Source organism: Spirillospora sp. NPDC049024, assembly GCF_040649235.1.
In the GTDB taxonomy this organism is placed as follows: Bacteria; Actinomycetota; Actinomycetes; order Streptosporangiales; family Streptosporangiaceae; genus Spirillospora.
The window spans coordinates 67,692-91,340 of record NZ_JBEZFD010000025.1; the positions used below are offsets into that span (position 1 = coordinate 67,692).

Consider the following 23,649-nt stretch of genomic DNA (forward strand, 5'->3'; position numbering starts at 1 on the left):
GCGGCCGATGGAGCCGGATGCGTCCGGGGGACACCCCGAGTCGATAGCATCGAAACCCGCTGACCCCGAACCACCATCGCGAGGAGTACCCGTGTCCACCGTGTCTGAGCTGCGCATCACCCTCGACGGGAGCGAGCGGGCGGTGCCGGCGGGCACCACCGCGGGGCAGGCACTTGAGGCCGACGGCCGGACCGTGATCGCCGCCCGCGTCAACGGCGAGCTGCGCGACCTCGCCGGCGAGCTGCGCGACGGCGACGCCGTCGAGCCGGTCGAGATCGGCTCCGACGACGGCCGGGCGATCATGCGGCACTCCGCCGCGCACGTGATGGCGCAGGCCGTCCAGGAGCTGTTCCCCGAGGCGAAGCTGGGCATCGGCCCGCCGGTGGAGAACGGCTTCTACTACGACTTCGACGTCCCCGAGCCGTTCACCCCCGACGACCTCAAGCGCGTCGAGAAGCGGATGCGCGAGATCGTCAAGCAGGGGCAGCGGTTCTCCCGACGTCCCGTCTCCGACGAGGACGCGCGCGCCGAGCTGGCCGCCGAGCCCTACAAGCTGGAGCTGATCGGCCTGAAGGGCTCCGGCCCGGTCGGGGACGCCGCCGACGGCGCCGAGGTCGAGGTGGGCGGCGGCGAGCTGACCATCTACGACAACCTCGACGCCAAGTCCGGCGAGCTGCGCTGGAAGGACCTGTGCCGCGGCCCGCACGTGCCGTCCACCCGGGTCATCCCCGCGTTCAAGCTGATGCGCTCGGGCGGCGCCTACTGGCGCGGCAGCGAGAAGAACCCGCAGCTCCAGCGGATCTACGGCACCGCCTGGGAGTCCCGCGAGAAGCAGGACGAGTACCTGAGGTTCCTGGAGGAGGCCGAGAAGCGCGATCACCGCAGGCTCGGCGCCGAGCTCGACCTGTTCTCCTTCCCGAACGAGATCGGCAGCGGCCTCGCCGTCTTCCACCCGAAGGGCGGCGCCGTCCGCAAGGTGATGGAGGACTACTCCCGCCGGCGGCACGAGGAGGAAGGGTACGAGTTCGTCAACACCCCCCACATCACCAAGGGCCATCTGTTCGAGACCTCCGGGCACCTCGGCTGGTACAAGGACGACATGTTCCCGGCCATGGAGATCGACGGGGGCGACTACTACCTCAAGCCGATGAACTGCCCGATGCACAACCTGATCTTCCGGGCGCGCGGCCGGTCCTACCGGGAGCTGCCGCTGCGGCTGTTCGAGTTCGGGTCGGTGTACCGGTACGAGAAGTCGGGCGTCGTGCACGGCCTCACCCGCGTGCGGGGCATGACCCAGGACGACGCGCACATCTACTGCACCGAGGACCAGATGGGCGAGGAGATCAAGCGGCTCCTCGACTTCGTCCTCGGGCTGCTGCGCGACTACGGCCTGAACGAGTTCTACCTCGAGCTGTCCACCCGCGACGAGTCCGACAAGTTCATCGGCTCGGACGAGATGTGGGAGAAGGCCACCGCCGCGCTCCGCGAGGCCGCCGAGGCCACCGGGCTCGACCTCGTCCCCGACCCGGGCGGCGCGGCGTTCTACGGCCCCAAGATCTCGGTGCAGGCCAAGGACGCGATCGGGCGCACCTGGCAGCTGTCCACCATCCAGGTCGACCCCAACCAGCCCGAGCGGTTCGGCCTGGAGTACCAGGCGGCCGACGGCACCCGGCAGCGCCCCATGATGCTGCACCGGGCGCTGTTCGGGTCGATCGAGCGGTTCTTCGGCGTGCTGCTGGAGCACTACGCGGGCGCGATGCCGCCGTGGCTGGCGCCGGTCCAGGCGGTCGGCATCCCGATCGGCGACGCCCACGTCCCGCATCTGGAGAAGGTGGCGGCGCGGCTGCGCGAGCACGGCCTGCGCGTCGAGGTGGACGCGTCCTCCGACCGGATGCAGAAGAAGATCCGCAACGCGCAGAAGCAGAAGGTCCCGTACATGCTGCTCGCGGGCGACGACGACGTGGCCAAGGACGCCGTGTCGTTCCGGTACCGCAACGGGGAGCAGAAGAACGGCGTCCCGATCGACGAGGCGGTCGAGGAGATCGTCGAGGCCGTGCGGTCCCGCGCGCAGATCTGAGCCGGCCCGGGGCGCGCCCGCCGCGCGCGGGCGCGACCCGCGGGTGGCGCGCGCCCGGAGTTGGTAGCCTCATCGATCACGTGCGACGACCGGGGAGACAGCGGAGATGAAGTCCAGGAGGCCGGCGCGGCGCGGGCGCTCGCTCTGGCTCCGGATGGCCGGCTACACCGGCACCCTCGCGCTCGTCGCCGCCGCGGTCGTCGTGCTCCTCATGCCGCTGATGGACGACGGCCAGAAGGGCGCCGCCGGTGCCGGGGGGACGGCGGGCCCGTCCGCGCCGGGCGGGCAGACGGGCGTTCCCGGAGGCGGCGGCCTCCCGGCGACCCCGACCAACCCCGCTCCGCAGCAGACCGGCGGCGGCCAGCCCTACCCGAGCGGCGGGGGCGGCGGGTCCGGCGGCCAGGGCGGCGGTCCGCAGATCCCGCCCCAGAACGGCTCGGCCGGCGGTATCGGCGCCTGCCCCAAGGGGACGGCGTACTACAGGGCCGCCCCGACGGGCGTGGACGTCGTCATCGCGGTCTCCGCCGGCGGCGCGATCCGGGCGGAGCTGTCGCTGCGGGGGCAGGAGCCCAGGGCCCAGCAGACCACCATGCGGAGCGGCGGGTCGCAGACCTTCCACTTCACGGGCGTCATGCCGCAACTCGTCGAGCGCGTGAAGGTGACCACGATCTCGGTGGGCGGCGGTATGCAGAACTGCTACGCCCGCGCCGCCTGACGGACGTCCTCGACCGACACGTTCACGGCGGCGACCCGCGTGCCCAGCATCATCGCCGCCACCCGCGCCACGTTCGCCTTCACCAGGGTCGCCACGTCCCTGATCACGGTGCCGTACTCGACGGCGATGGCGACGTCGAGGGTGACCTCGTCGTCGTTCTGGACGACGCGCACCCCGGTCGCGGCGGGCTCCTCCCGGACGGTGAGGCCGGCGACGCCGTCCACCTCCAGCGCCGCGAACGCGGCGATCTTCCCGATGACCGCGTTCCCGATCGTGATGCGGCCCTCCACCGGCGCGCTGAGGTCGCCGGGCGAGCCGTGCAGCGTCATCGGCACCGCGTTCGGCCCCGAGGACTGGACGCCCCGCGGCGGCGGGACCGACTGCCGCGCCGCGGCCGGGGGAGGAGCCGACAGCGGTGTCCCCGGCTGGGTCACCTGCTGCGTCCCCTGTGGAGGCACCCCCTGTGAAGACACCCCCTGTGACGGCGCGCCGTGCGGCGGCATGCCGGGGGGCTGCTGGGCGTGCGGGGGCGTCGCGGGCGGCGGCTCGGTCTCCGGGCGGCCGGCGGGCACCCCGGGGAACCGCGGTCCGGGGCCGGCCTCCTGCCCCTGCTCGGCGTTCCCGGTGCGGTGCTTGTCGAGCCCGGTCATGATCGCTCCCTGGGGGTCGGTCGGGTGACCATGGTGTCGGAGCGACGCGCGGGACGTCACGCAGGCACCGGATCGCGGGCGCGTCCGAAGACCCGCCGACGGGCCATGCTAGGGGATCCCGGCTACAGCCCCCGGGGCGTCTCTCTCTATGCTGCTGGTCAGGCCGTGAACAAAAGGAGACCGCCGCCTTGAGCCCAGAGCCGGAGGAGTCCGTGGTGCAGCAGGGGCGCGAGGACGCGCCCGGTGCCGGCGCCGGGAACGAGCGCACGCCCCGCTTCGAGGAGGAGAGGGGCGGCGCGGGCACGCCCGACAACTTCCAGCGGCTCTGGACCCCGCACCGGATGGCCTACATCAAGGGCGAGAACAAGCCCACAGGCGGGGGAGCCGGCGACGGCTGCCCCTTCTGCGAGATCCCGAAGATGACCGACGAGGAGGGGCTCGTCGTGGCCCGCGGGGAGTCGGTGTTCACGGTGCTGAACCTCTACCCCTACAACTCCGGTCACCTGATGGTCGTCCCGTACCGGCACGTCGCCGACTACGCCGACCTGGAGGAGCCGGAGTACACGGAGTTGGCCGTCTTCACGCAGCGGGCCCTGACGGCGCTGCGCAAGGCGAGCGGCGCGCAGGGCTTCAACGTCGGCATGAACCTCGGTCTCGTCGCGGGCGCCGGCATCGCGGCCCACCTGCACCAGCACGTCGTCCCGCGCTGGGGCGGCGACACCAACTTCATGCCGGTGGTCGGGCACACGAAGGTCCTGCCGCAGCTGCTGCGCGACACCCGCCAGATGCTCGCCGACGCCTGGCCGCACGACGGCTGACCGCACGACGGCCGACCGGGCGGAGCTCGGACGGACGAGGCCTGGGCGCGGCCGCCCTAGGCGGGAGGCACGGCCCGCCGCAGGCCCGCGTCGCCACCGGGGCGGGGCGGCGGCTGCGAGACGCTCATCAGCTCCGAGAGCGTGACGAACTCGAAGCCCTTGGCGCGCAGGCCCCGGATCATCGGGACGAGGTTGCGGAGCGCGACCAGGCGGTCGTGGTGGCCGGTGTCGTGGGCGAGCAGGATCGCGCCGGGGCCGGTGTTGCCCACGATGTAGTCCACCAGCGCCGGCGGCTCGTCCTCGTAGGTCTTCTCCAGCATCTTGATCGACCACAGCGCGATGTCGTAGTCGAACCGGCACGCGGCGCTGAGCGTGGTGCCGCCCAGATGCCCGAACGGCGGGCGCAGGAACCGGGGCTCCCTGCCGACGATCCGCGTGATGGCGTTGTGGGCGCGCCGCAGCTGCTCCAGGGCCTGATCGTCGGGCAGGCGCGACAGGTCCTTGTGCTGCCAGGTGTGGTTGCCGGCCTCGTGCCGCTCCATCCGACCGTGCACGAGCCGGGCGTGGCGGACGAGGCGCTCCCCGACGAGGAAGAACGTCGCCTTGACCCGCTCGGCGTCCAGGATGTCGTGCACCATGGGCGTCCAGTTCGGCATCGGCCCGTCGTCGAAGGTGAGGGCGACGAGCTTCTGGGCGGTGTCGACGCCCCAGATCACGTCCACTTGTGCGCTGCCGGGGCGCCACGGACCGGCGATGGGGACCGCCATCGCCGACGACGGCGGGCCCCCGGAGCCGACCACGGCGCCGACGGCCTCCGCCCCGGCGCCCAGTGTGACCGCTCCGGCGGCCGCCAGCCCCAGCCCCTTGATGAACGTCCGGCGTCCGGGGGCGGCCGGATCCCGGGGGGCGTCCACGTTTTTCATTGTGAGACCACGATCGCACCGCGGACCCGCCCTGATCATCGGCCGTCCGGCCGAATCGCGGGTCACCCTGCGGGATGAGCCGGGCTCCCCCCGCAGGTCGATTCGGCGGCGCCGGCCGTCACCGCGGCGGAGGGGACGGGGCGGGGCCCGGCGCGCGCCGGGCCCCGCCCCCGCGGGGCGCGGTCAGCCGTCCCTGGACTCGGCGGCGACCTTGTCGGCGAGGTGCGACGGGAGCGGTTCGTAGCGCAGGAAGGATCGGCTGAACGTGCCGGTGCCCTGCGACATCGAGCGCAGGTCGATCGCGTACCGGACGATCTCCAGCTGCGGCACCTCCGCCTTGATCATCGTGCGGCCGCCCGGCACCGCCTGGGAGCCCAGCACCCGGCCGCGCCGGGAGGTGAGGTCGGACATGATCGGGCCGACGTACTCGTCGGCGATCAGCACGTCCACCTCGTCGACCGGCTCCAGCAGGAGGATCGGCACCCGGCTCGCCGCGTCCTTCAGCGCGAGCGCCCCGGCCGCCTGGAACGCCATGTCGGAGGAGTCGACCGAGTGCGCCTTCCCGTCGTGCAGGGTGACCTTGATGTCCACCATCGGGTATCCGGCGGACACGCCGCGCTCCATCTGCTGCCGGACGCCCTTCTCGACCGACGGGATGAACTGGCGCGGGACGACCCCGCCGACGATCTTGTCGACGAACTCGAAGCCCTCGCCGGAGGGCAGCGGCTCGACGTCGATGTGGCAGATGCCGTACTGGCCGTGCCCGCCGCTCTGCTTGACGTGCCGGCCGAGGCCCTTCGCCGTCCCGCCGAACGTCTCGCGCAGCGGGACGCGCAGCTCCACCCGCTCGACCTCGACGCCGTAGCGGGCGCGCAGCCGGTCGATCAGCACGTCGGCGTGGGCCTCGCCCATGCACCACAGCACCAGCTGCCGGGTCTCGGAGTTGTTCTCCAGCCGCAGCGTCGGGTCCTCGGCGACGAGCCGGCCGAGCGCCTGGCTCAGCTTGTCCTCGTCGGCCTTGGACTTCGCGCGGATGGCGACGGGCAGCAGCGGGTCCGGCATGGACCAGGGCGCCATCACCATGGGCGCCGCCGGGTCGGACAGCGTGTCGCCCGTCTCGGCGCGGCTGAGCTTCGCCACCGCGCAGATGTCGCCCGCGCCGCACGACGACACGGTGCGCTGCGTCTTGCCCAGGGGCGAGGTGAGCGCGCCGACGCGCTCGTCGACGTCGTGGTCCTCGTGGCCGCGGTCCTCCATGCCGTGCCCGGAGACGTGCACGGTCGTGTCGGGGCGCAGCGTCCCGGAGAAGACGCGGACCAGCGAGATCCGCCCGACGTACGGGTCGGAGGTGGTCTTGACGACCTCGGCGACCAGCGGCCCCTCCGGATCGCAGGAGATCTCCTTCGGAGGCCCGCCCGCCACCGGGGTCACCGGGGGGATGCCGTGTTCGAGGGGGGACGGGAACGCCTGGGTGATGACCTCCAGCAGCTCCATCATGCCGACGACCGGGCCGGGGTGGTCGCCGTGCGGCACCGACGTGGCGAGGACGGGGTAGAAGCTGCCGCGCGCCACCGCGGTCTCCAGGTCCTCGATGAGCGCCTTGACGTCGATCTCCTCGCCGGACAGGTACCGGTCCATGAGGGTCTCGTCCTCGCTCTCCTGGATGATCCCCTCGATGAGCGAGGCGCGCTGCTCGGAGATCTGGTCCAGGTAGCGGGGGTCGGGGTCGCACTCGGTGCGCTTCCCGGTCGAGTAGTCGAGGCAGCGCTGCGACAGCAGCCCGATCAGGCCCTTGAGGCCGTCGTCGCCCTGGGCCGGGAAGTACAGCGGCGCGACGCCCTCGCCGAAGACGTCCTGGCAGGTCATGACGACGTCGTCGTAGTCGCCGCGCTGCTGGTCGATCTTGGTGATGACGACCGCGCGGGGCATCTGCACCGCCGCGCACTCCTCCCAGATCATCCGGGTGAGCCCGTCGATGCCGTCCACCGCGGAGATCACGAACAGCGCCGCGTCGGCGGCGCGCAGCCCGGCCCGCAGGTCCCCGACGAAGTCGGCGTAGCCCGGGGTGTCGATGAGATTGACCTTGACGTCGCCGTGCACCAGCGGCGCGAGCGCGAGGTTGACCGAGCGCTGCTGGCGCACCTCGACCTCGTCGAAGTCGCTGACGGTGGTGCCGTCCTCGACCTTCCCCGCCCGCTGCAGCGCGCCCGTGGCGGCGAGCAGCGCCTCGACGAGCGTGGTCTTACCGGCCCCTGAATGGCCGACCAGCGCGACGTTGCGCACCCTGTCGCACGTGCCGGCCTCCGGTGCCCTGCCGGGGGCTCCCGGGTGGCCTCCCTTGTCCGCCATGACTACCTCCTCGGACGGGCCTCTCGCGGAGGCCCGCGTGCGGCTGGGGCCCGGCCCCGGCGGGCCCGGCCCTGACGTCCGAGTGCGGCGTCCGACCTCGTTCATCGCGCGTGACCGGCGTCACACCCGTGCCAACAGCCTTTCCCCTGCGGGCCGGGATCACAAGGGGTGAACGGCAAACAACCGCGATCCGTCCGGGCCGCGGCGGCGGCGGGCCCGTGCCCGGCCGCGTCCCGGCGGCGTCCGCACTACGATGGGCGCGCCGCGTGGGCGCCGGACGCCCGCGGCGGGGCCGCTCCCGGTGACCACGACTCCCGGCGGCGACGACTCCAGGTGACCACGAGAACGGACGGCGATGCTCAACAAGATCAGGCCCGCGCTGGGGCGCGTCCTCACCCCCGTCGGACAGGCGGTCGCGCGGACCGGGGTCTCGCCCAACGCCATCACCGTCATCGGGACGGTCGGCGTCGCCGCCGGCGCGCTCGTGCTGTTCCCGCGCGGGGAGTTCTTCTGGGGGACGGTGGTCATCACCGCGTTCGTCCTGTTCGACATGCTCGACGGCGCGGTGGCCCGGGTCACCGGGAAGATCTCCTCGTTCGGGGCGTTCCTGGACTCCACCATGGACCGCGTCGCCGACGCCGCGATCTTCGCCGGGCTCATGATCGGGCTGTACCGGGCCGGGCAGGAGCCCCTCGCCGGGGTCGCCCTGTACTGCCTGGTCTCCGGGGTCGTGGTGTCCTACGCCAAGGCGCGCGCCGAGGGGCTCGGCTACACCTGCAACGTCGGCATCGCCGAGCGCGCCGAGCGCCTCATCGTCGCGCTGGTCGCCGCCGGGCTGGACGGGCTCGGCGTCCCCTACATCCTGGCCGTCGCGCTGTGGGCACTCGCCGTGCTCAGCACCGTCACGGTCGGGCAGCGGTTCGCCACGGTGTACGCCCAGGCGAAGGCCGACGGCGGCCCGGGGGCGGGCAACGGCGCGCGCAACGGGGCCGAGAAGACGCCGGAGCCGCGTCCATGACCACGCCCCGCCGCGCAGAGGCGTCGCCGTCGCTCCGCGACGAGGTGACCGACGCCGTCTACGCCCTGGGCTGGACGGTCGTCCGCAAGATGCCCGAGAGCGCGGCGCGACTGGTGTTCGCCGCGCTCGCCGACCGCACCTGGCACCGCTACGGCGGCGGCGTGCGGCAGCTGGAGAAGAACCTGTGCCGCGTCCTCGGCAAGGACGCCGTCGACGACGAGGTCCGCGTCCTCAGCAAGAAGGTGCTGCGCTCCTACTTCCGCTACTGGCTGGAGGTGTTCCGGCTGCCCGAGTACGACCGGGCGCGGATCGTCGGCCGGATGCGGGTCACCGGCGAGAAGAAGATCTTCACCAACCTCGACTCCGGGCGCGGCGTCATCCTGGCGCTGCCCCACATGGGCAACTACGAGCAGGCCGGGGCGTGGCTGGTGCACAACGGCCACCCGTTCACCACCGTCGCCGAGCGCCTCGAGCCGGCGTCGCTGTTCGACCGGTTCGTCGAGTTCCGCGAGGGCCTCGGCATGGAGGTCCTCGCGCACAAGGGCGCCTCCGCCTACGGGCGGATGGCGCAGCGGCTGCGCGCCGGGCGGCCGGTGTGCCTGGTCGTCGACCGCGACCTGACCGACACCGGCGTCGAGGTCGAGTTCTTCGGCGCCACCGCCCGGATGCCCGCCGTTTCGGCCGCGCTGGCCGTCCAGACCGGCGCCGCCCTCATCCCCGTGACACTCTGGTACGAGGGCGAGTACTGGGCGGCGAGGGTCCATGAGGAGATCCCCGTGCCGGACGAGGGCGGCAGACAGGAGAAGATCCAGGCCATGACCCAGGAGCTCGCGCGCGCCTTCGAGGAGGGCATCGCCGCCCACCCCGAGGACTGGCACATGCTGCAGAAGGTCTGGGTGGACGACCTCGCGGACGGCCGAAGTTGAGGGCCGGCCGATGAAGGTGGGCCTCGTCTGCCCCTACACATGGGACGTGCCGGGAGGCGTCCAGCAGCACATCGGCGACCTCGCCGAGGCGCTGGTCGCGCTCGGCCACGAGGTGTCGGTCATCACGCCCGCCGACGACGACGCCGACCTGCCGCCCTACGTCGTGGCGGCCGGGCGCGCCGTCCCCGTCCCCTACAACGGCTCGGTCGCCCGGCTGGCGTTCGGGTTCCTGTCGGCCGGCCGGGTCCGGCGCTGGATCCGCGACGGCGGGTTCGACGTCCTGCACGTCCACGAGCCCGCCGCGCCCTCGCTCGGGCTGCTGGCCTGCTGGGCCGCCGACGGGCCCATCGTGGGGACGTTCCACGCCTCCTACGAGCGGTCGCGGGCGCTGTCGGTCACCGCGCCGATCCTGCAGAGCGCCCTCGAGAAGATCACCGGCCGGATCGCGGTGTCCGAGGCCGCCCGCACCACGCTCGTCGAGCACCTCGGCGGCGACGCCGTGCTCATCCCGAACGGCGTCGCGACCGAGCGCTACGCGATGGCCGCGCCGCTGCCCGGCTGGCGCGGCCGCGCGGACCCGCCGCCCGGGGGCGGCGACGGGGGAGCGCTCGGCTTCCTCGGCCGGATGGACGAGCCGCGCAAGGGCCTGCCGGTGCTGCTGCGCGCCTTCGAGATCATCGGCCGCCTCCGGCCCGGGCTGCGGCTGCTGCTGGCCGGCCCCGGCGACGCCGGCGACGTGCTGGCCAGGGTCCCGCCCGATCTGCGCGACCGCGTCGTCGTGCTCGGCATGGTGAGCGAGGAGGACAAGGTCCGCGCCTACCACTCGGTCGACGTGTTCGTCGCGCCCAACCTCGGCGGCGAGAGCTTCGGCATCGTCCTCGCCGAGGCCATGGCGGCGGGCGCGCCCATCCTGGCCAGCGACATCGAGGCGTTCGACCGCGTCCTGCGCCGCGGCCGGGCCGGGGCGCTGTTCCCGGCCGGCGACCACGAGGCGCTCGCGGCGGCGGCCGGGGCCCTGCTCGACGACCCGGCCCGCCGCAAGCAGCTGTCCGCGGAGGCCCGCGCGGCCGTCCGGGCCTACGACTGGTCGTCCGTGGCCCGCGACGTGGTGCGGGTGTACGAGACCGTCACCGGCGGCCGCGTCCGCGTCGTCGAGTCCGGCGTCGGCGCGTAGGGGGCGGCGTGTCCTACGACTGGGTCATCGACGTCCTGTTCTGGATCGCCGTCGTCTTCCTCGTCGGCGTGTACGTGTCGTGGCGCGCCACCCGGCTCGACCGGCTGCACGTGCGGGTCGAGACGGCCCGCGCCGCGCTCGACGCCGCGCTCGTCAGGCGGGCCGCCGCCACGCTGGAGCTGGCCGCATCGCGGCTCCTGGACCCCGCGACCAGCCTGGTGCTGGCCACCGCCGCCCACGAGGCCCGCACCGCCGACGCCGAGGGGCGCGAGTTCGCCGAGAGCGACCTGTCGCGGGCGCTTCGCGCGGCCGTCGACCAGCCCGGGTTCGTCGACGCCCTCGCCGCCCGCGGCGGCGACGGCCAGGCGGTCCTGGAGGAGCTGTCGTCCGCCGCCGCGAAGGTCGCCTACGCCCGCCGCTTCTACAACGACGCCGTGTCCCAGGCCCGGATCGCGCGCCGCAAGCTGCTCATCCGCGTCCTGCCGCTCGCCGGGCGCGCCCCGCTCCCGGACTTCTTCGAGATCGACGACGACCCGCCCGGGATCTGACCGCCGGCGAGCCGGCCGGCCGCGGCCCGGAGGCCCAGAATCCGGCCGCCCGGACATATCGGCGGGTGGACTTTGAGCGGGGGTGCACCCCTCGGCCGTACCACCGGGCGGGCGAGCGCACCGGATCACGTTCGCTAACCTCTGGCAGATCGTCCAAAGGAGGGGTAGATCGTGCGATCTGTCTGGGAGATCACCGCCCGGAGGCACGCGGCCGCGGGACTCGGCGTCCTCGTCCTCGGCGCCGCGCTGCCGGCCTGCTCGAGCTCGGACGGTCCGAAGTCGGCGCCGCCGCCGAAGAGCACGGGCGCGCCCCAGGACAGCGCGACGCCGACGCCGGCGACGCACCCGTTCACCGGCGGCAGCAAGGGCCTCGGCAACCCCGTCCTCGCGGTCAAGATCGAGAACACGAGCCCCGCGCTCCCGCAGAGCGGCGTGTCGGCCGCCGACATCGTCTACGTCGAGCAGGTGGAGGGCGGCGAGACCCGCCTGATGGCGGTCTTCTCCTCCAAGCTGCCGAAGAAGGTCGGGCCCGTCCGCAGCGCCCGCATCTCCGACCTGCACATCCTGCCGCAGTTCGGCCGTCCCGCCTTCGCGTTCTCCGGCGTCCAGAGCAAGATGAAGAAGTACATCCGCAAGGCGCCGGTGTACGACATCTCACAGGAGAGCGCGGGCGGCGCGTACTTCCGCTCCAGCGACAGGCGCATCCCCTACAACCTCTACGCCGACCCCAAGAACCTCCTCAAGCGGGCGCCGAAGGCCGCCAAGCCGCGCGACATCGGCTTCCGCTTCGGAGAGGCCCCCGAAGGCGGCAAGCCCACCAAGTCGTTCACCGCCCGGTGGCCCGCCGCCAGGATGGGTTTCACGTGGTCGGCCAAGCAGAAGCGGTGGCTCGCCAGCTGGGGCGGCAGGCCCGACCGCGCCGCGGAAGGCGGGCTGCTCGGCGGCAAGACCGTCGTCGTCCAGTACGCCAAGACGACTCGCTCGAAGTTCCACGACTTCCTCGGCAGCTACACGCCGCTGATCCACACCACCGGCACCGGGCGCGCGGTCGTCCTGCGCGACGGCAAGGCCTACGACGCCAAGTGGTCGCGCCCGTCCGAGAGCAAGGGCACCACCTACACCACCGCCGACGGCAAACCCATGAACTTCGCCCCCGGCCAGGTGTGGGTCGTGCTCGTCAACGACGGCAAGCCCTACACGCCCTAAGCGGGCGCGTTCTGGGCCGCGCGGAGCCCCGGGCAACCCCGCCGCCCGTCACTTCGTAAGCCTCCGGCGCCGCCCGCTGACACTCTGCCGGGTCCAGAGGGCGAACGAGCAGGCAATATCATGGGAAAAGACTTGTCGTCCGTCCACGTGAGGAATGCCCGTGTCCACTTCCACTCCCGCCCCTGACAACGCCGCGCCCGAGACCGGGACCGCCCGCGTCAAGCGCGGCATGGCGGAGATGCTCAAGGGCGGCGTGATCATGGACGTCGTCACGCCCGAGCAGGCGAAGATCGCCGAAGACGCGGGCGCGGTCGCCGTCATGGCCCTGGAGCGGGTCCCCGCCGACATCCGCGCCGAGGGCGGCATCTCCCGGATGAGCGACCCCGACATGATCGACGGGATCATCGGCGCGGTCTCCATCCCGGTCATGGCCAAGGCCCGCATCGGCCACTTCGTCGAGGCGCAGGTGCTGCAGGCCCTCGGCGTCGACTACATCGACGAGTCGGAGGTGCTGACGCCCGCCGACTACGACAACCACATCGACAAGTGGGCGTTCACCGTCCCCTTCGTCTGCGGCGCCACCAGCCTCGGCGAGGCGCTGCGCCGCATCACCGAGGGCGCGGCGATGATCCGCTCCAAGGGCGAGGCCGGCACCGGCGACGTCTCCAACGCCACGACGCACATGCGCAAGATCCGGCAGGAGATCCGCCGCCTGCAGACCCTGCCCGAGGACGAGCTGTACGTCGCGGCCAAGGAGCTCCAGGCCCCGTACGAGCTGGTCAAGGAGGTCGCGCAGGCGGGCAGGCTGCCCGTCGTGCTGTTCACCGCGGGCGGCATCGCCACCCCGGCCGACGCCGCGATGATGATGCAGCTCGGCGCCGAGGGCGTCTTCGTCGGCTCCGGGATCTTCAAGTCCGGCAACCCCGCACAGCGGGCCGAGGCGATCGTGAAGGCCACCACCTTCCACGACGACCCCGACGTGATCGCCAAGGTGTCGCGCGGTCTCGGCGAGGCCATGGTCGGCATCAGCGCCGCCTCCCTCGGCGAGGACCAGAAGTTCGCCGGTCGCGGCTGGTAATGGGCGCCTCTTCCGCCCGGCCCGGAGTGGCCGGGCGGATACAGGGGTCCCCCCTCCACACCGGCCGCCGGCGGGGTTACGCTGACGTCGCGGCCGGTGAAGCGATCTTCGGGCGGTCCGGCCGCGGGAGGGGAGAGCATGGCTTGGTCGGTCGCGCTGGCGTGTGCGAGCGCGGGTGAGCCCACCGAGGTGTTCCGGCCCGGCATGGTGCCCGATCCGGACGCCGCCGCGAAGATCGCGCGCCGCCTGTACCCGGCGGCCGCCCTCACCGAGACCGGTGACACGGTCCTGGACTTCGCGCTCTGGCCGTACGACGACGAGCTGTTCGTCGGGGCCTTCGAGCGGGCGCTGCTGCTGTGCGACAGGCGGCTGTTCTGCCTCGACGAGGACGCCCGCCGCATCGCCGACACCGCCGCCGCGGCCCTGCCCGGCTCGCACTGCGGCGTCCTCGTCCTGCACAACGTCATCCGCGGCTGCTGGTTCCGCTGGTACGAGTCGGGCGAGCTGCTCCGCGACGTGTTCGTCACCGCGGAGGACGGGGTGGTCGTCGACCAGGGCGAGCGGCTGCCCGCCGAGCGGCCGTTCTGGCGCGCCGTCGACGCCGGCGCCCCGGACGTGCCGCTCCCGTTCGACCCCGAGGAGTTCGGGCTCGCCCTCGCCGAGGCGTACATGTTCGGCCGCGGCATCGCCGACCGGGGCAAGGACGGCTTCCTGCCCCTGGAACTCCCGGTCCGCCGCTTCCGGCACGCCTGACCGGCGCCTGGAGCGGAGCCTGCGGAGCGGAAGGCGTCGGTCAGGCCCTGCTCTTGGGGGTGTGGGGGTTCTCCCCCACAGGGAGGCGTCTCCGGGGGTGGACCGAATCCGCGGGGGCACGCTGCGGAGGCGCAGGGAAGATCAGCCAGGTCGTGCGCCGTTGTAAGGAACGTCTAGGGTTGAGACGACTCCTGTTCCCCGGAAGGTTTCCACGTGACTGCTGTGCCCACGATCGGTGTCCTCGCCCTGCAGGGCGACGTGCGCGAGCACGCGCGCGCGTTGGAGGCGGCGGGGGTGCGCGCCCTGAAGGTGCGCCGCCCCGACGAGCTGGAACAGGTCGACGGGCTGGTGCTGCCCGGCGGGGAGTCCACCACCATGTGGCGGCTGGCGCGCTCGTTCGAACTCCTCGACCCGCTGCGCAAGCGGATCGAGGCGGGCATGCCCGCCTACGGCTCCTGCGCCGGCATGATCATGCTTGCGGACCGGATCCGCGGCGGCGTCGCGGGCCAGGAGACCGTGGGCGGCATCGACATGACCGTGCGGCGCAACGCGTTCGGCCGGCAGGTCGACTCGTTCGAGGCCGCCGTCCCGCTGACCGGTATGGGTGACACGCCGTACCACGCGGTTTTCATCCGCGCACCCTGGGTGGAGTCCGTCGGCGACGACGTCGAGGTCCTCGGACGCGCGGAGGGCGGCCCGAACGCCGGTAGGATCGTCGCCGTCCGCCAGGGGCGCCTCATGGCGACCGCGTTCCATCCGGAGTTGACAGGCGATTTCCGCGTGCACCACTACTTCGCCGATCTGGTGCGCCGGACGACAGAGGAGGATTGACAGATGTCCGGCCATTCCAAGTGGGCGACGACCAAGCACAAGAAGGCGGCCCTCGACGCCAAGCGGGGCAAGCTCTTCGCCAAGCTGATCAAGAACATCGAGGTGGCGGCCCGCACCGGCGGCGGAGACCCCGACGCGAATCCCACCCTCTACGACGCCATCTACAAGGCGAAGAAGAACTCGGTCCCGAACGACAACATCGAGCGCGCCCGCAAGCGGGGCGCCGGTGAGGAGGCCGGGGGCGCCGAATGGCAGACCATCACCTACGAGGGCTACGCCCCCGGCGGGGTGGCCGTGCTCATCGAGTGCCTGACCGACAACCGCAACCGGGCCGCCTCCGAGGTCCGCGTCGCCCTGACCCGCAACGGCGGCTCCCTCGCCGACCCGGGCTCGGTCTCCTACATGTTCAACCGCAAGGGCGTCGTGATCGTCCCCAAGGCGGGCACCAGCGAGGACGACGTCATGATGGCCGTCCTGGACGCCGGGGCCGAGGAGGTCAACGACCTCGACGAGGAGAACTTCGAGGTCGTGAGCGAGGCCGGCGACCTGGTCGCGGTCCGCTCGGCCCTGGTGGAGGCGGGCATCGACTACGACTCGGCGGAGAGCAAGTTCCTGCCGAGCGTGACCGTCCCGCTCGACGAGGACAACGCCAAGAAGGTGTTCCGGCTCCTCGACGCCCTGGAGGACTCCGACGACGTCCAGGAGGTCTACGCCAACTTCGACGTCAGCGACGAGGTCATGGCCTCCATCGACGCCTGATCCCGCCGCCCCGCGAACGCCGCCGCCGCCCGCCCGGGTGCGGCGGCGTTGCCGTCGGAGCCGTCGCATACGGTCTGGATCATGGAGATTCGCGCTGTCGCCCCCGGCGAGGTGGACGCCGTCCGAGACATCCGGGCCCGCGCCTTCGGGCCGCTGCCCGACGAGGTGTGGGCGCGGCGGTCCCGCCTCGTCCGGCAGGCCGCGGAGGCCGGGCGGCAGTTCGCGGGCTTCGACGGCCGGGCGGTCGTCGCCACGGGGGCCCTGCTCGACATGGCGCAGTGGTGGAACGGGCGTGCGGTCTCCACGGCCGGCGTCAGCGCGGTCACGGTCGCGCCGGAGGAGCGCGGGCGGGGGCTCGGCCGCCGTCTGATGGCCGACCTGCTGGAGCGGTGCGCCGGCCTCGGCCACCCGCTCGCCATGCTCTATCCGGCCACGACGCGGCTCTACCGGTCGCTGGGCTGGGAGCACGCGGGCGGCTGGCACCACGTCGACCTGTCCACCGAGGCCCTGCGCACGATCGCGGCCGAGCGGGTCCCCGTCCGCCGGGCCGGGCCGGGCAACGCCGCCGAGGTGGCCGCAGTGATCGGGCGCGCGCACCGGACGGCGCGCGACTGCGGCCCCGTCGGCTGGCCCGAGGCGAGGTGGCGCGAGCACCTGGACGCCCCGGACGTCTACCACTACCTGGCCGAGGACGGATTCCTCTCCTACCGCTGGGCCGAGGGCAACGCCGGGCTGGAGGTCCTCCGGCTCGTCGCGTCCTCCGAGAGGACGCTGAGGGCGCTGTGGGCCATCGTCGGATCCGGCTCGTCCACGGCCGAGTCGGTGCGGGCCTGCGTGTCGCCGGCGGACCCGGTGCTGTGGCTGCCGCGCGAACGCGAACACGAGGTCGTCCACCGCTCCCAGTGGATGCTGCGGGTCGTCGACGCGCCAGCGGCGATCGCGGCGCGCGGCTACCCGGCCGGGGTCGCCGCCGGCGTCCCGCTGGAGATCGACGACCCGGAGCGTCCGGCGAACTCCGGGCACTGGCGGCTGGAGATCGAAGACGGGGAGGGCAGGCTGGAGCGCTCCACGGCCGACGCGGACGCCGTGCGCCTCGGCCCGCGCGGCCTGTCGGCCCTCTACGCCGGGATCCCGGTGTCCACGCTCCGCCGCGCCGGCCTGCTCCAGGGCGCGGACGCCGAGGCGCTCACGGCCGTGTTCGCGGCCACGCCGTTCTCACTGGACTACTTCTGACCGGCGACGCGGATTGGTAGCGTTGGCGGCCGAACAGATGATCGAAGGAGCGGCCGTGCGGGTGATGGGGGTGGACCCCGGGCTCACCCGGTGCGGGGTCGGGGTCGTCGAGGGCGCCCCGGGCAAGCGGCTGCACCTGGTGCACGTGTCGGTCGTGCGGACCGCCCCCGACGAGGACCACGCCCAGCGCCTGCTGGGCATCGAGACGGGGATCGCGGCCCTGATGGACGAACTGCGCCCCGAGGCCGTCGCGGTCGAGCGCGTGTTCTCCCAGCACAACGTCCGGACCGTCATGGGGACGGCCCAGGCCGCGGGCATCGCGATGCTGCTGGCCGCCCGCCGCGGCCTGCCCGTCGCGCTGCACACCCCGAGCGAGGCCAAGGCCGCCGTCACCGGCAACGGCCGCGCCGACAAGGCGCAGGTGACCCGGATGGTGACCCGGCTGCTGGCGCTGGAGGCGGCGCCGAAGCCGGCGGACGCCGCGGACGCGCTCGCCCTGGCCATCTGCCACGTGTGGCGCGGGGGAGCGCAGCGGCGGCTCGCGCACGCGCAGCGGTCGCGGATCGAGGAGGCGGCCAGGGCCGAACGGGAACGGCTCGCCGCCCGGAGCAGAGGAGGAAGCGTCCAGTGATCGCCTTCGTCAGCGGCCGGGTGGCCGCCGCGGGCCCCGACGGGGCGGTGATCGACGTGCACGGCGTCGGCCTCTCGGTGCAGTGCACCCCCGCCACACTGGCCGGCCTGCGGGTCGGCGAGCAGGCCCAGGTGCCGACCTCCCTCGTCGTCCGGGAGGACTCCCTCACGCTGTTCGGGTTCGCCGACGACGACGAGCGCACCGTCTTCGAGCTGCTCCAGACCGCCAGCGGCGTCGGGCCCCGCCTCGCCCTGGCGATGCTCGCCGTCCACTCGCCGAACGCGCTGCGCCGCGCCGTGTCCACCGAGGACGTGAACGCGCTCACCAAGGTGCCCGGCATCGGCAAGAAGGGCGCGCAGCGCATCGTCCTGGAGTTGCGGGACCGCCTCGGCGGCCCGGTCGGCGACGACGGCGGCGACCTGCGCGCGCCCGCCCGTGCCGAGCCGTGGCGCGAGCAGGTCCAGATGGGCCTGGTCAACCTCGGCTGGTCGGCCAAGGACGCCGACGCCGCCGTCGACGCCGTCGCCGCGGACCTCGACGGCGGCGAGACGCCCCCGGTCGCGGCGCTGCTCAGGTCGGCACTGAAGAAGCTCAGCAAACAATGAGTGAGAGCAGTCCCGGGGAGGCGTGGGGAGCGGGGATGAGCGGGACCGACGAGGGCGAGCGGCTGGTGTCGGCGGACGCCGACGGGATCGAGGAGCAGCAGATCGAGGCCGCGCTGCGGCCGAAGAAGCTGGACGACTTCGTCGGGCAGGAACGGGTGCGGGAGCAGCTCTCGCTGGTGCTGCACGGCGCGCTGCGGCGCGGCCGGACTCCCGACCACGTGCTGCTGTCCGGCGGGCCCGGACTCGGCAAGACCACCCTCGCCATGATCATCGCGGCGGAACTGGGGCAGCCGCTGCGGATCTCCTCGGGGCCCGCGATCGAGCGGGCCGGCGACCTCGCGGCCGTGCTGTCCACCCTCGCCGAGGGCGAGGTGCTGTTCCTGGACGAGATCCACCGGCTGGCGCGGCCCGCCGAGGAGATGCTCTACATGGCGATGGAGGACTTCCGCGTCGACGTCGTCGTGGGCAAGGGCCCGGGCGCGACGGCGATCCCGCTGGACATCGCCCCCTTCACGCTGGTGGGGGCCACCACGCGGGCGGGCATGCTGCCCGGCCCGCTGCGCGACCGGTTCGGGTTCGTCGCGCACATGGACTTCTACGAGCCCGCCGAGCTGGAGGTCATCGTCCGCCGGTCGGCCCGGCTGCTGGGCGTGGAGATCGCCGACGCCGCCGCCGCCGAGGTGGCCGGGCGCTCGCGCGGCACGCCCCGGATCGCCAACCGGCTGCTGCGCCGCGTCCGCGACTACGCCGAGGTCCGCGCCGACGGGGTGATCACGCGGGAATCGGCCCGCGCGGCCCTGGCGTTGTACGAGGTGGACGAACGGGGCCTTGACCGGCTCGACCGTTCCGTCCTGGAGTCGCTGATGCGCAAGTTCGGCGGCGGGCCGGTGGGCCTGTCGACGCTCGCCGTGTCGGTGGGGGAGGAGCCCGAGACCGTCGAGGTCGTCGCGGAGCCGTTCCTCGTCCGGCAGGGCCTGCTCGCCAGGACGCCGCGCGGACGGGTCGCCACGGCCGCCGCGTGGGCGCACCTCGGGCTTCCCCGACCGCCGACCGCGCCGATGGCGGGCACCCTGTTCGACCTGGACGGGAACGCCGACGGAGCGGAATAGTGATCATCTGGTAACGGGTTGGGAACTTCCCGGCGACGCCGATCGTCGCCTCGTTGCCGGGGTCTCGCGTACTCTCTAGACTCCGGGACTTGGTTCACCGTCTCCAGCCGGCGGTCCCGTTGCACGTGACCGGTCTGGTCACAGGCTGGGCAATCGACATCGGAAGGATGCCCCAGTAATGGGCAGCGACATGATTCTCGCGGCGAACAACGGCGGTAGCGGGGCCTTCAACCTGCTCCTGCTCCTCGCCGTGCCACTGGTCTTCTACTTCCTGCTCATCCGGCCGCAGAGCAGGCGCCGCAAAGAGCAGATGCAGATGCAGAACGCCATGGAACCGGGCGCCCGCGTCCTGACGACCAGCGGTATCCGCGCGACCGTCGTGTCGGTGGACGACGACGGTGTCGTGCTGGAGATCGCCGACGGCGTCGAGGTCCGGTTCGTCAAGCAGGCGATCATGCAGGTCCTCAAGGACGACGACCCCGAGGAGCTCGACGACGAGCACGACGAGGCCGTCGAGGACGAGGACGGCGACCGCGTCGACCTGTCCAAGGACGGAGCCGAGGTCGACCTGTCCAAGGACGGCGAGGCCGCGGAGAGCGCGGACGAGGACGGCGAGCCCGAGTCCAAGCCGAAGGGGAAGGCGAAGGTCGAGGCGGGCGACAAGCCCGCCTGACCCCCTCTCAGGCGACGATACGACGGGAAGTACGACGACAAGTGGCTCCGCCCAAGAATGCTCCCAAGCCGGGGCGCACGCTCCTCGCGCTCTTCGCGGTCATGGTGGTCCTGGCAGGTCTGGCGGTCTGGCAGGGGCAGACGAAGCCCAAGCTGGGCCTCGACCTCGCCGGCGGGACGACCGTGACCCTCACGGCCAAGACCCCGAACGGCAAGAACCCTCCGGCCGACCAGATGAACCAGGCCGTCAAGATCATGACGAAGCGCGTCAACGGTCTGGGGGTGTCCGACGCCGAGGTCGCCAAGCAGGGCAGCAACAACATCGTGGTGAACGTCCCCGGTGAGGGGCAGGGCCGCGTCGTCAACCTGATCGGGACGACGGCGAAGCTGCAGTTCCGCCAGGTGTTCGCGGTGGCCGACGGGCGGCCCACGAACGGGGCGGCGCCCGCCCCGTCCCCCAGCCCGTCGTCGAAGGGGAAGGACGGGGGCAAGAGCCCCTCGCCGTCCGCGTCGGCCTCCCCGTCCGGGAGCGCGTCGCCGTCGACGTCGGCGACCCCGCGCGGCCGGGCGCTCTCGGGGGCGCTTGCGGCCCCGACCCCGAAGCCGGCCGGGTCCGCCGCGGCGTCGCCGGCTCCGTCGGCGTCGTCGCCGCTGGGCCAGCCGTCCGGGCAGCCCAGCGCGCCCGCGCAGGACTACCCGGGCGTCACCGACAAGGCCGTGATCAGCCAGTTCGAGGCGCTCGACTGCTACGGCAACGACCGGCGGGCCCCGGGGTCCAACGACCCGAACCGCAAGTTCGTCGCCGCCTGCGACCAGGACGAGGAGAAGGGCCAGGTCGCCAAGTACATCCTCGGCCCCGTCCAGGTCCTGGGCGAGAACGTCTCCTCGGCGACCGCGATGCCGCCGAACGCCCAGCAGGGCCAGGCCAGCTGGTCGGTCTCGCTGAAGTTCGACGGCAAGGGCGCCCGCGAGTTCGGCGCGGTCACCACCGCCGCCTCCCAGGCCTACCAGCAGAACCCGTCCTCGCCGCAGGCGCAGGTCGCGATCGTGCTGGACGGCCAGGTCGTCTCCGCGCCCAGCATCCGCGAGGGCCCCATCACCGGCGGCACCGCCAGCATCGACGGCCCGCCCGACAGCTTCAACCAGCAGTACGCCACCGACCTCGCCAACGTGCTCAAGTACGGGGCGCTGCCGCTGGAGTTCAAGCAGAGCTCCATCGACGAGGTGTCGTCCACGCTGGGTTCCGACCAGCTGACCGGCGGACTGATCGCCGGCGCGATCGGGCTCGGCCTGGTGGTGCTCTACTGCCTGTTCTACTACCGGGGCCTCGGCCTCGTGGCGGTGTCCAGCCTGGTCGTGGCGTCGGCCATCACCTACGAGGCGGTGGTGATCCTCGGTGAGGGGATGGGCTTCCGGCTCTCGCTGCCGCACATCATCGGCCTGATCGTGTCCATCGGCATCACCGCCGACTCGTTCATCGTCTACTTCGAGCGGCTGCGGGACGAGCTGCGGGCCGGGCGCAGGCTGCGCTCGTCGATCGAGAACGCCTGGAAGCGGGCGCGGCGCACCATCCTCGTCGCCGACGCCGTGACCTTCCTCGCGGCGCTCGTGCTGTACTTCCTCGCGGTCGGCGGGGTGGCCGGGTTCGCGTTCGCGATGGGCCTCACGACGCTCATCGACGTCATCGTGGTGTTCTTCTTCACCAAGCCGATGGTCGCGCTGCTGGCGCGCACCAGCTTCTTCGGCCGCGGGCATCCGATGTCCGGTCTCGACCCGAGGCGCCTGCACAAGGCGCAGGACACCGCCCCAGCCGCCCGCACGACGAGCCAGGAGGCCTGAGCATGGGAACGCGTGCGGCCATCTCCCGGATCTACCGGGGCGAGATCAGCGCCGACATCGTCGGCCGGCCCAAGATCTGGTACACGATCTCCGGGCTGCTGCTGGCGCTGTCGATCGCGGGCCTGCTGGTGCAGGGACTCAACTTCGGCGTCGAGTTCAAGGGCGGCTCCGTCTTCACCTTCAAGGCGCCGAGCGCCTCGATCGAGCAGGTGCGCGGCGCCGTCGCCGACGGCGGCCCGCACCAGGTGATCGTGCAGAAGGCGGGCGGCGACTGGCGGGTCACGACCGAGAGCCTGTCCTCGAGCGAGGTCACCGCGGTCAAGACCAGCGTCGCCAAGGAGCTGACCGTCCCCGCCGACAAGGTCAGCACCCAGGTCGTCGGCGCCTCGTGGGGCGGTGAGATCCAGAAGAAGGCGTGGCAGGCGCTGCTCGTCTTCATGATCTTGATCATCGCCTACCTGTCGGTGGCGTTCGAGTGGCGGATGGCCGTGGCCGCGGTGGTCGCGCTCGTCCACGACCTCGTGATCACCGCCGGCATCTACGCCTGGTCGGGCTTCGAGGTGACCCCGGCCACGCTGCTCGGCTTCCTGACGATCCTCGGCTACTCGCTGTACGACGCCGTCGTCGTCTTCGACATGATCAAGGAGGTCACCAAGCCGCTCGGGCCGACCTCCAAGATCACCTACAGCGAGGCCGCCAACCAGGCGCTCAGCAGCACCCTGGTGCGCTCGCTGAACACCTCGCTGGTGGCGATCCTGCCCGTCGGCGCGATCCTGTTCATCGGCACGACCCTGTTCGGCGCGGGCACGCTGAAGGACCTGTCGCTCGCCCTGTTCGTCGGCATGATCGTCGGTACGTACTCCTCGATCTGCGTGGCGACGCCGCTGCTGGTCCAGTTCAAGGAGCGCGAGCCGAAGTACAAGCAGCTCCGGGAGAACATCGCCCGGCGCGAGCAGAGCGCCAGGCGGACGTCGAAGGCGAAGGTCAAGGCCGGTGCCGGGGCCTCCGCCGACACCGCGGAGGACGACCCGGCGGACGACCCGGAGGACGAGGGCGCCGACCGTCCCGCCACCGACGTCCGCAGCGCGGTCACCGTGCGCAAGGTCGTGCAGACGGGGTCGCGGCAGCAGCCGAAGCGAGGGTCGCGGCAGCAGCGCCGCGGCGGCAAGTAGGCGGGGAACGTGGGAGTGGACCTCAACAAGCTGATCCAGGAGCGGATCCGCGACATCGCCGACTATCCCAAGCAGGGGGTGATGTTCAAGGACATCACCCCGCTGCTGGCCGACCACGTGGCGTTCGCCGGGGTGGTGGACGCCGTCGTCAACCACCACGGCCGCGGCACCATCGACAAGATCGTCGGAATCGAGGCCCGCGGGTTCATCCTCGCCGCGCCCGTCGCCTACCACTTCGGCGCGGGCTTCGTCCCGGTGCGCAAGAAGGGGAAACTGCCCTCGGCGACGGACGCGGAGACCTATGATCTCGAATACGGGAGCGAGACGATCGAGATCCATCTCGACGCCTTCGAACCCGGCGACCGGGTGCTGATCGTCGATGACGTCCTGGCGACCGGGGGGACGGCCAGGGCCGCCGCCGAGCTGGTCCGGCGGGGCGGCGGCGAGGTCGTCGGACTTTCGGTCCTCCTCGAGCTGTCGTTCCTGAACGGACGCGACAAGCTGGGGAATCTGGACGTTCATTCCCTGGTTACGGTCTAGTACGAAATAGGCGCCGGATACAC

Annotated in this window: 23 protein-coding genes; 20 read left to right on the forward strand and 3 right to left on the reverse strand. The window is 72.5% G+C overall.

Translation table 11 applies throughout. The annotated features are described in order from the left end of the window. Positions 1–91 precede the first annotated feature (91 nt). Complete coding sequence (gene thrS, locus AB0C21_RS35380; protein WP_500210237.1) at positions 92–2,077, forward strand: threonine--tRNA ligase; 1,986 nt, start codon at positions 92–94, stop codon at positions 2,075–2,077. A gap of 106 nt (positions 2,078–2,183) precedes the next feature. Then, the gene (locus tag AB0C21_RS35385) at positions 2,184–2,792 is read left to right on the forward strand and encodes a hypothetical protein (RefSeq protein ID WP_500210238.1); all 609 of its coding nucleotides are present in this window, start codon (positions 2,184–2,186) and stop codon (positions 2,790–2,792) included. Here the strand turns inward: AB0C21_RS35385 and AB0C21_RS35390 are convergent. After that, the gene (locus AB0C21_RS35390) at positions 2,774–3,442 is read right to left on the reverse strand and encodes an Asp23/Gls24 family envelope stress response protein (RefSeq protein ID WP_500210240.1); all 669 of its coding nucleotides are present in this window, start codon (positions 3,440–3,442) and stop codon (positions 2,774–2,776) included. The genes AB0C21_RS35385 and AB0C21_RS35390 overlap by 19 nt on opposite strands. A gap of 188 nt (positions 3,443–3,630) precedes the next feature. Here AB0C21_RS35390 and AB0C21_RS35395 point away from each other — a divergent pair, with 188 nt between their 5' ends. After that, entirely contained in the window at positions 3,631–4,260 is a 630-nt protein-coding gene (locus tag AB0C21_RS35395) for an HIT family protein (RefSeq protein WP_235037427.1), read from the forward strand. A 56-nt stretch (positions 4,261–4,316) separates the two neighbouring features. On the opposite strand, the gene AB0C21_RS35400 is transcribed toward AB0C21_RS35395, so the two are convergent. After that, complete coding sequence (locus tag AB0C21_RS35400; protein WP_500210242.1) at positions 4,317–5,174, reverse strand: polysaccharide deacetylase family protein; 858 nt, start codon at positions 5,172–5,174, stop codon at positions 4,317–4,319. 192 nt (positions 5,175–5,366) lie between these two features. Then, positions 5,367–7,532, reverse strand: a complete 2,166-nt coding sequence (locus tag AB0C21_RS35405) for an elongation factor G-like protein EF-G2 (RefSeq protein ID WP_500210243.1) — start codon at positions 7,530–7,532, stop codon at positions 5,367–5,369. 355 nt (positions 7,533–7,887) lie between these two features. On the opposite strand from AB0C21_RS35405, the gene pgsA reads away from it, so the two are divergent. From pgsA to AB0C21_RS35490, 17 genes are all read left to right on the forward strand, one after another. Further along, positions 7,888–8,550, forward strand: a complete 663-nt coding sequence (gene pgsA / locus AB0C21_RS35410) for a phosphatidylinositol phosphate synthase (RefSeq protein WP_500210245.1) — start codon at positions 7,888–7,890, stop codon at positions 8,548–8,550. Further along, entirely contained in the window at positions 8,547–9,476 is a 930-nt protein-coding gene (locus AB0C21_RS35415) for a phosphatidylinositol mannoside acyltransferase (protein WP_500210247.1), read from the forward strand. The genes pgsA and AB0C21_RS35415 overlap by 4 nt, the downstream gene beginning before the upstream one ends. Positions 9,477–9,486: 10 nt before the next feature. Next, positions 9,487–10,650, forward strand: coding sequence for a glycosyltransferase family 4 protein (locus AB0C21_RS35420; protein ID WP_500210249.1), 1,164 nt, complete (start codon positions 9,487–9,489; stop codon positions 10,648–10,650). A gap of 8 nt (positions 10,651–10,658) precedes the next feature. After that, positions 10,659–11,198, forward strand: a complete 540-nt coding sequence (locus tag AB0C21_RS35425; RefSeq protein ID WP_149264738.1) for a LemA family protein — start codon at positions 10,659–10,661, stop codon at positions 11,196–11,198. A gap of 171 nt (positions 11,199–11,369) precedes the next feature. After that, positions 11,370–12,404 (forward strand): DUF3048 domain-containing protein, encoded by a 1,035-nt coding sequence (locus AB0C21_RS35430; RefSeq protein ID WP_500210251.1) that lies wholly within the window; start codon positions 11,370–11,372, stop codon positions 12,402–12,404. 154 nt (positions 12,405–12,558) lie between these two features. Further along, a complete protein-coding gene (gene pdxS / locus AB0C21_RS35435; protein WP_500210253.1) occupies positions 12,559–13,482 on the forward strand; it encodes a pyridoxal 5'-phosphate synthase lyase subunit PdxS in 924 nt (307 codons plus the stop codon). Positions 13,483–13,620: 138 nt separating this feature from the next. Then, positions 13,621–14,235: a DUF6928 family protein gene (locus AB0C21_RS35440; protein ID WP_500210255.1), complete on the forward strand. Its 615-nt coding sequence runs from the start codon at positions 13,621–13,623 to the stop codon at positions 14,233–14,235. 213 nt (positions 14,236–14,448) lie between these two features. After that, entirely contained in the window at positions 14,449–15,066 is a 618-nt protein-coding gene (gene pdxT, locus AB0C21_RS35445; RefSeq protein WP_149264741.1) for a pyridoxal 5'-phosphate synthase glutaminase subunit PdxT, read from the forward strand. A 3-nt stretch (positions 15,067–15,069) separates the two neighbouring features. Further along, positions 15,070–15,825 carry a YebC/PmpR family DNA-binding transcriptional regulator gene (locus AB0C21_RS35450; RefSeq protein ID WP_149264742.1) on the forward strand — a complete coding sequence of 252 codons (756 nt, stop codon included), beginning with the start codon at positions 15,070–15,072 and terminating at the stop codon, positions 15,823–15,825. Between the two features lie 81 nt (positions 15,826–15,906). Continuing rightward, complete coding sequence (locus AB0C21_RS35455; RefSeq protein ID WP_500210258.1) at positions 15,907–17,058, forward strand: GNAT family N-acetyltransferase; 1,152 nt, start codon at positions 15,907–15,909, stop codon at positions 17,056–17,058. A gap of 55 nt (positions 17,059–17,113) precedes the next feature. Beyond that, positions 17,114–17,689 (forward strand): crossover junction endodeoxyribonuclease RuvC, encoded by a 576-nt coding sequence (gene ruvC, locus AB0C21_RS35460; RefSeq protein WP_149264796.1) that lies wholly within the window; start codon positions 17,114–17,116, stop codon positions 17,687–17,689. Then, complete coding sequence (gene ruvA / locus AB0C21_RS35465; RefSeq protein ID WP_149264744.1) at positions 17,686–18,294, forward strand: Holliday junction branch migration protein RuvA; 609 nt, start codon at positions 17,686–17,688, stop codon at positions 18,292–18,294. Before ruvC ends, ruvA begins: the two co-directional genes overlap by 4 nt. 35 nt (positions 18,295–18,329) lie before the next feature. Then, positions 18,330–19,403: a Holliday junction branch migration DNA helicase RuvB gene (ruvB, locus tag AB0C21_RS35470; RefSeq protein ID WP_500210259.1), complete on the forward strand. Its 1,074-nt coding sequence runs from the start codon at positions 18,330–18,332 to the stop codon at positions 19,401–19,403. A gap of 178 nt (positions 19,404–19,581) precedes the next feature. After that, complete coding sequence (gene yajC / locus AB0C21_RS35475) at positions 19,582–20,076, forward strand: preprotein translocase subunit YajC (RefSeq protein WP_500210261.1); 495 nt, start codon at positions 19,582–19,584, stop codon at positions 20,074–20,076. Between the two features lie 41 nt (positions 20,077–20,117). Beyond that, positions 20,118–21,914, forward strand: a complete 1,797-nt coding sequence (secD, locus tag AB0C21_RS35480; RefSeq protein ID WP_500210262.1) for a protein translocase subunit SecD — start codon at positions 20,118–20,120, stop codon at positions 21,912–21,914. 2 nt (positions 21,915–21,916) lie between these two features. Next, complete coding sequence (secF, locus tag AB0C21_RS35485; protein ID WP_500210263.1) at positions 21,917–23,086, forward strand: protein translocase subunit SecF; 1,170 nt, start codon at positions 21,917–21,919, stop codon at positions 23,084–23,086. A gap of 9 nt (positions 23,087–23,095) precedes the next feature. Further along, on the forward strand, positions 23,096–23,626 hold the full coding sequence (locus AB0C21_RS35490; protein WP_500210264.1) for an adenine phosphoribosyltransferase: 531 nt from the start codon (positions 23,096–23,098) through the stop codon (positions 23,624–23,626). Positions 23,627–23,649: the final 23 nt, after the last annotated feature.

What these genes read in the sequence shown, in the direction of transcription:
- AB0C21_RS35405 (WP_500210243.1), bottom strand. Translation starts at nt 7,532, where the DNA reads ATGGCGGACAAGGGAGGCCACCCGGGAGCCCCCGGCAGGGCACCGGAG.
- secF (WP_500210263.1), top strand. Translation starts at nt 21,917, where the DNA reads ATGGGAACGCGTGCGGCCATCTCCCGGATCTACCGGGGCGAGATCAGC.
- AB0C21_RS35440 (WP_500210255.1), top strand. Translation starts at nt 13,621, where the DNA reads ATGGCTTGGTCGGTCGCGCTGGCGTGTGCGAGCGCGGGTGAGCCCACC.
- pgsA (WP_500210245.1), top strand. Translation starts at nt 7,888, where the DNA reads ATGCTCAACAAGATCAGGCCCGCGCTGGGGCGCGTCCTCACCCCCGTC.
- yajC (WP_500210261.1), top strand. Translation starts at nt 19,582, where the DNA reads ATGGGCAGCGACATGATTCTCGCGGCGAACAACGGCGGTAGCGGGGCC.
- pdxS (WP_500210253.1), top strand. Translation starts at nt 12,559, where the DNA reads ATGCCCGTGTCCACTTCCACTCCCGCCCCTGACAACGCCGCGCCCGAG.
- AB0C21_RS35390 (WP_500210240.1), bottom strand. Translation starts at nt 3,442, where the DNA reads ATGACCGGGCTCGACAAGCACCGCACCGGGAACGCCGAGCAGGGGCAG.
- AB0C21_RS35385 (WP_500210238.1), top strand. Translation starts at nt 2,184, where the DNA reads ATGAAGTCCAGGAGGCCGGCGCGGCGCGGGCGCTCGCTCTGGCTCCGG.
- ruvB (WP_500210259.1), top strand. Translation starts at nt 18,330, where the DNA reads ATGAGCGGGACCGACGAGGGCGAGCGGCTGGTGTCGGCGGACGCCGAC.
- AB0C21_RS35415 (WP_500210247.1), top strand. Translation starts at nt 8,547, where the DNA reads ATGACCACGCCCCGCCGCGCAGAGGCGTCGCCGTCGCTCCGCGACGAG.
- AB0C21_RS35450 (WP_149264742.1), top strand. Translation starts at nt 15,070, where the DNA reads ATGTCCGGCCATTCCAAGTGGGCGACGACCAAGCACAAGAAGGCGGCC.
- AB0C21_RS35420 (WP_500210249.1), top strand. Translation starts at nt 9,487, where the DNA reads ATGAAGGTGGGCCTCGTCTGCCCCTACACATGGGACGTGCCGGGAGGC.
- AB0C21_RS35455 (WP_500210258.1), top strand. Translation starts at nt 15,907, where the DNA reads ATGGAGATTCGCGCTGTCGCCCCCGGCGAGGTGGACGCCGTCCGAGAC.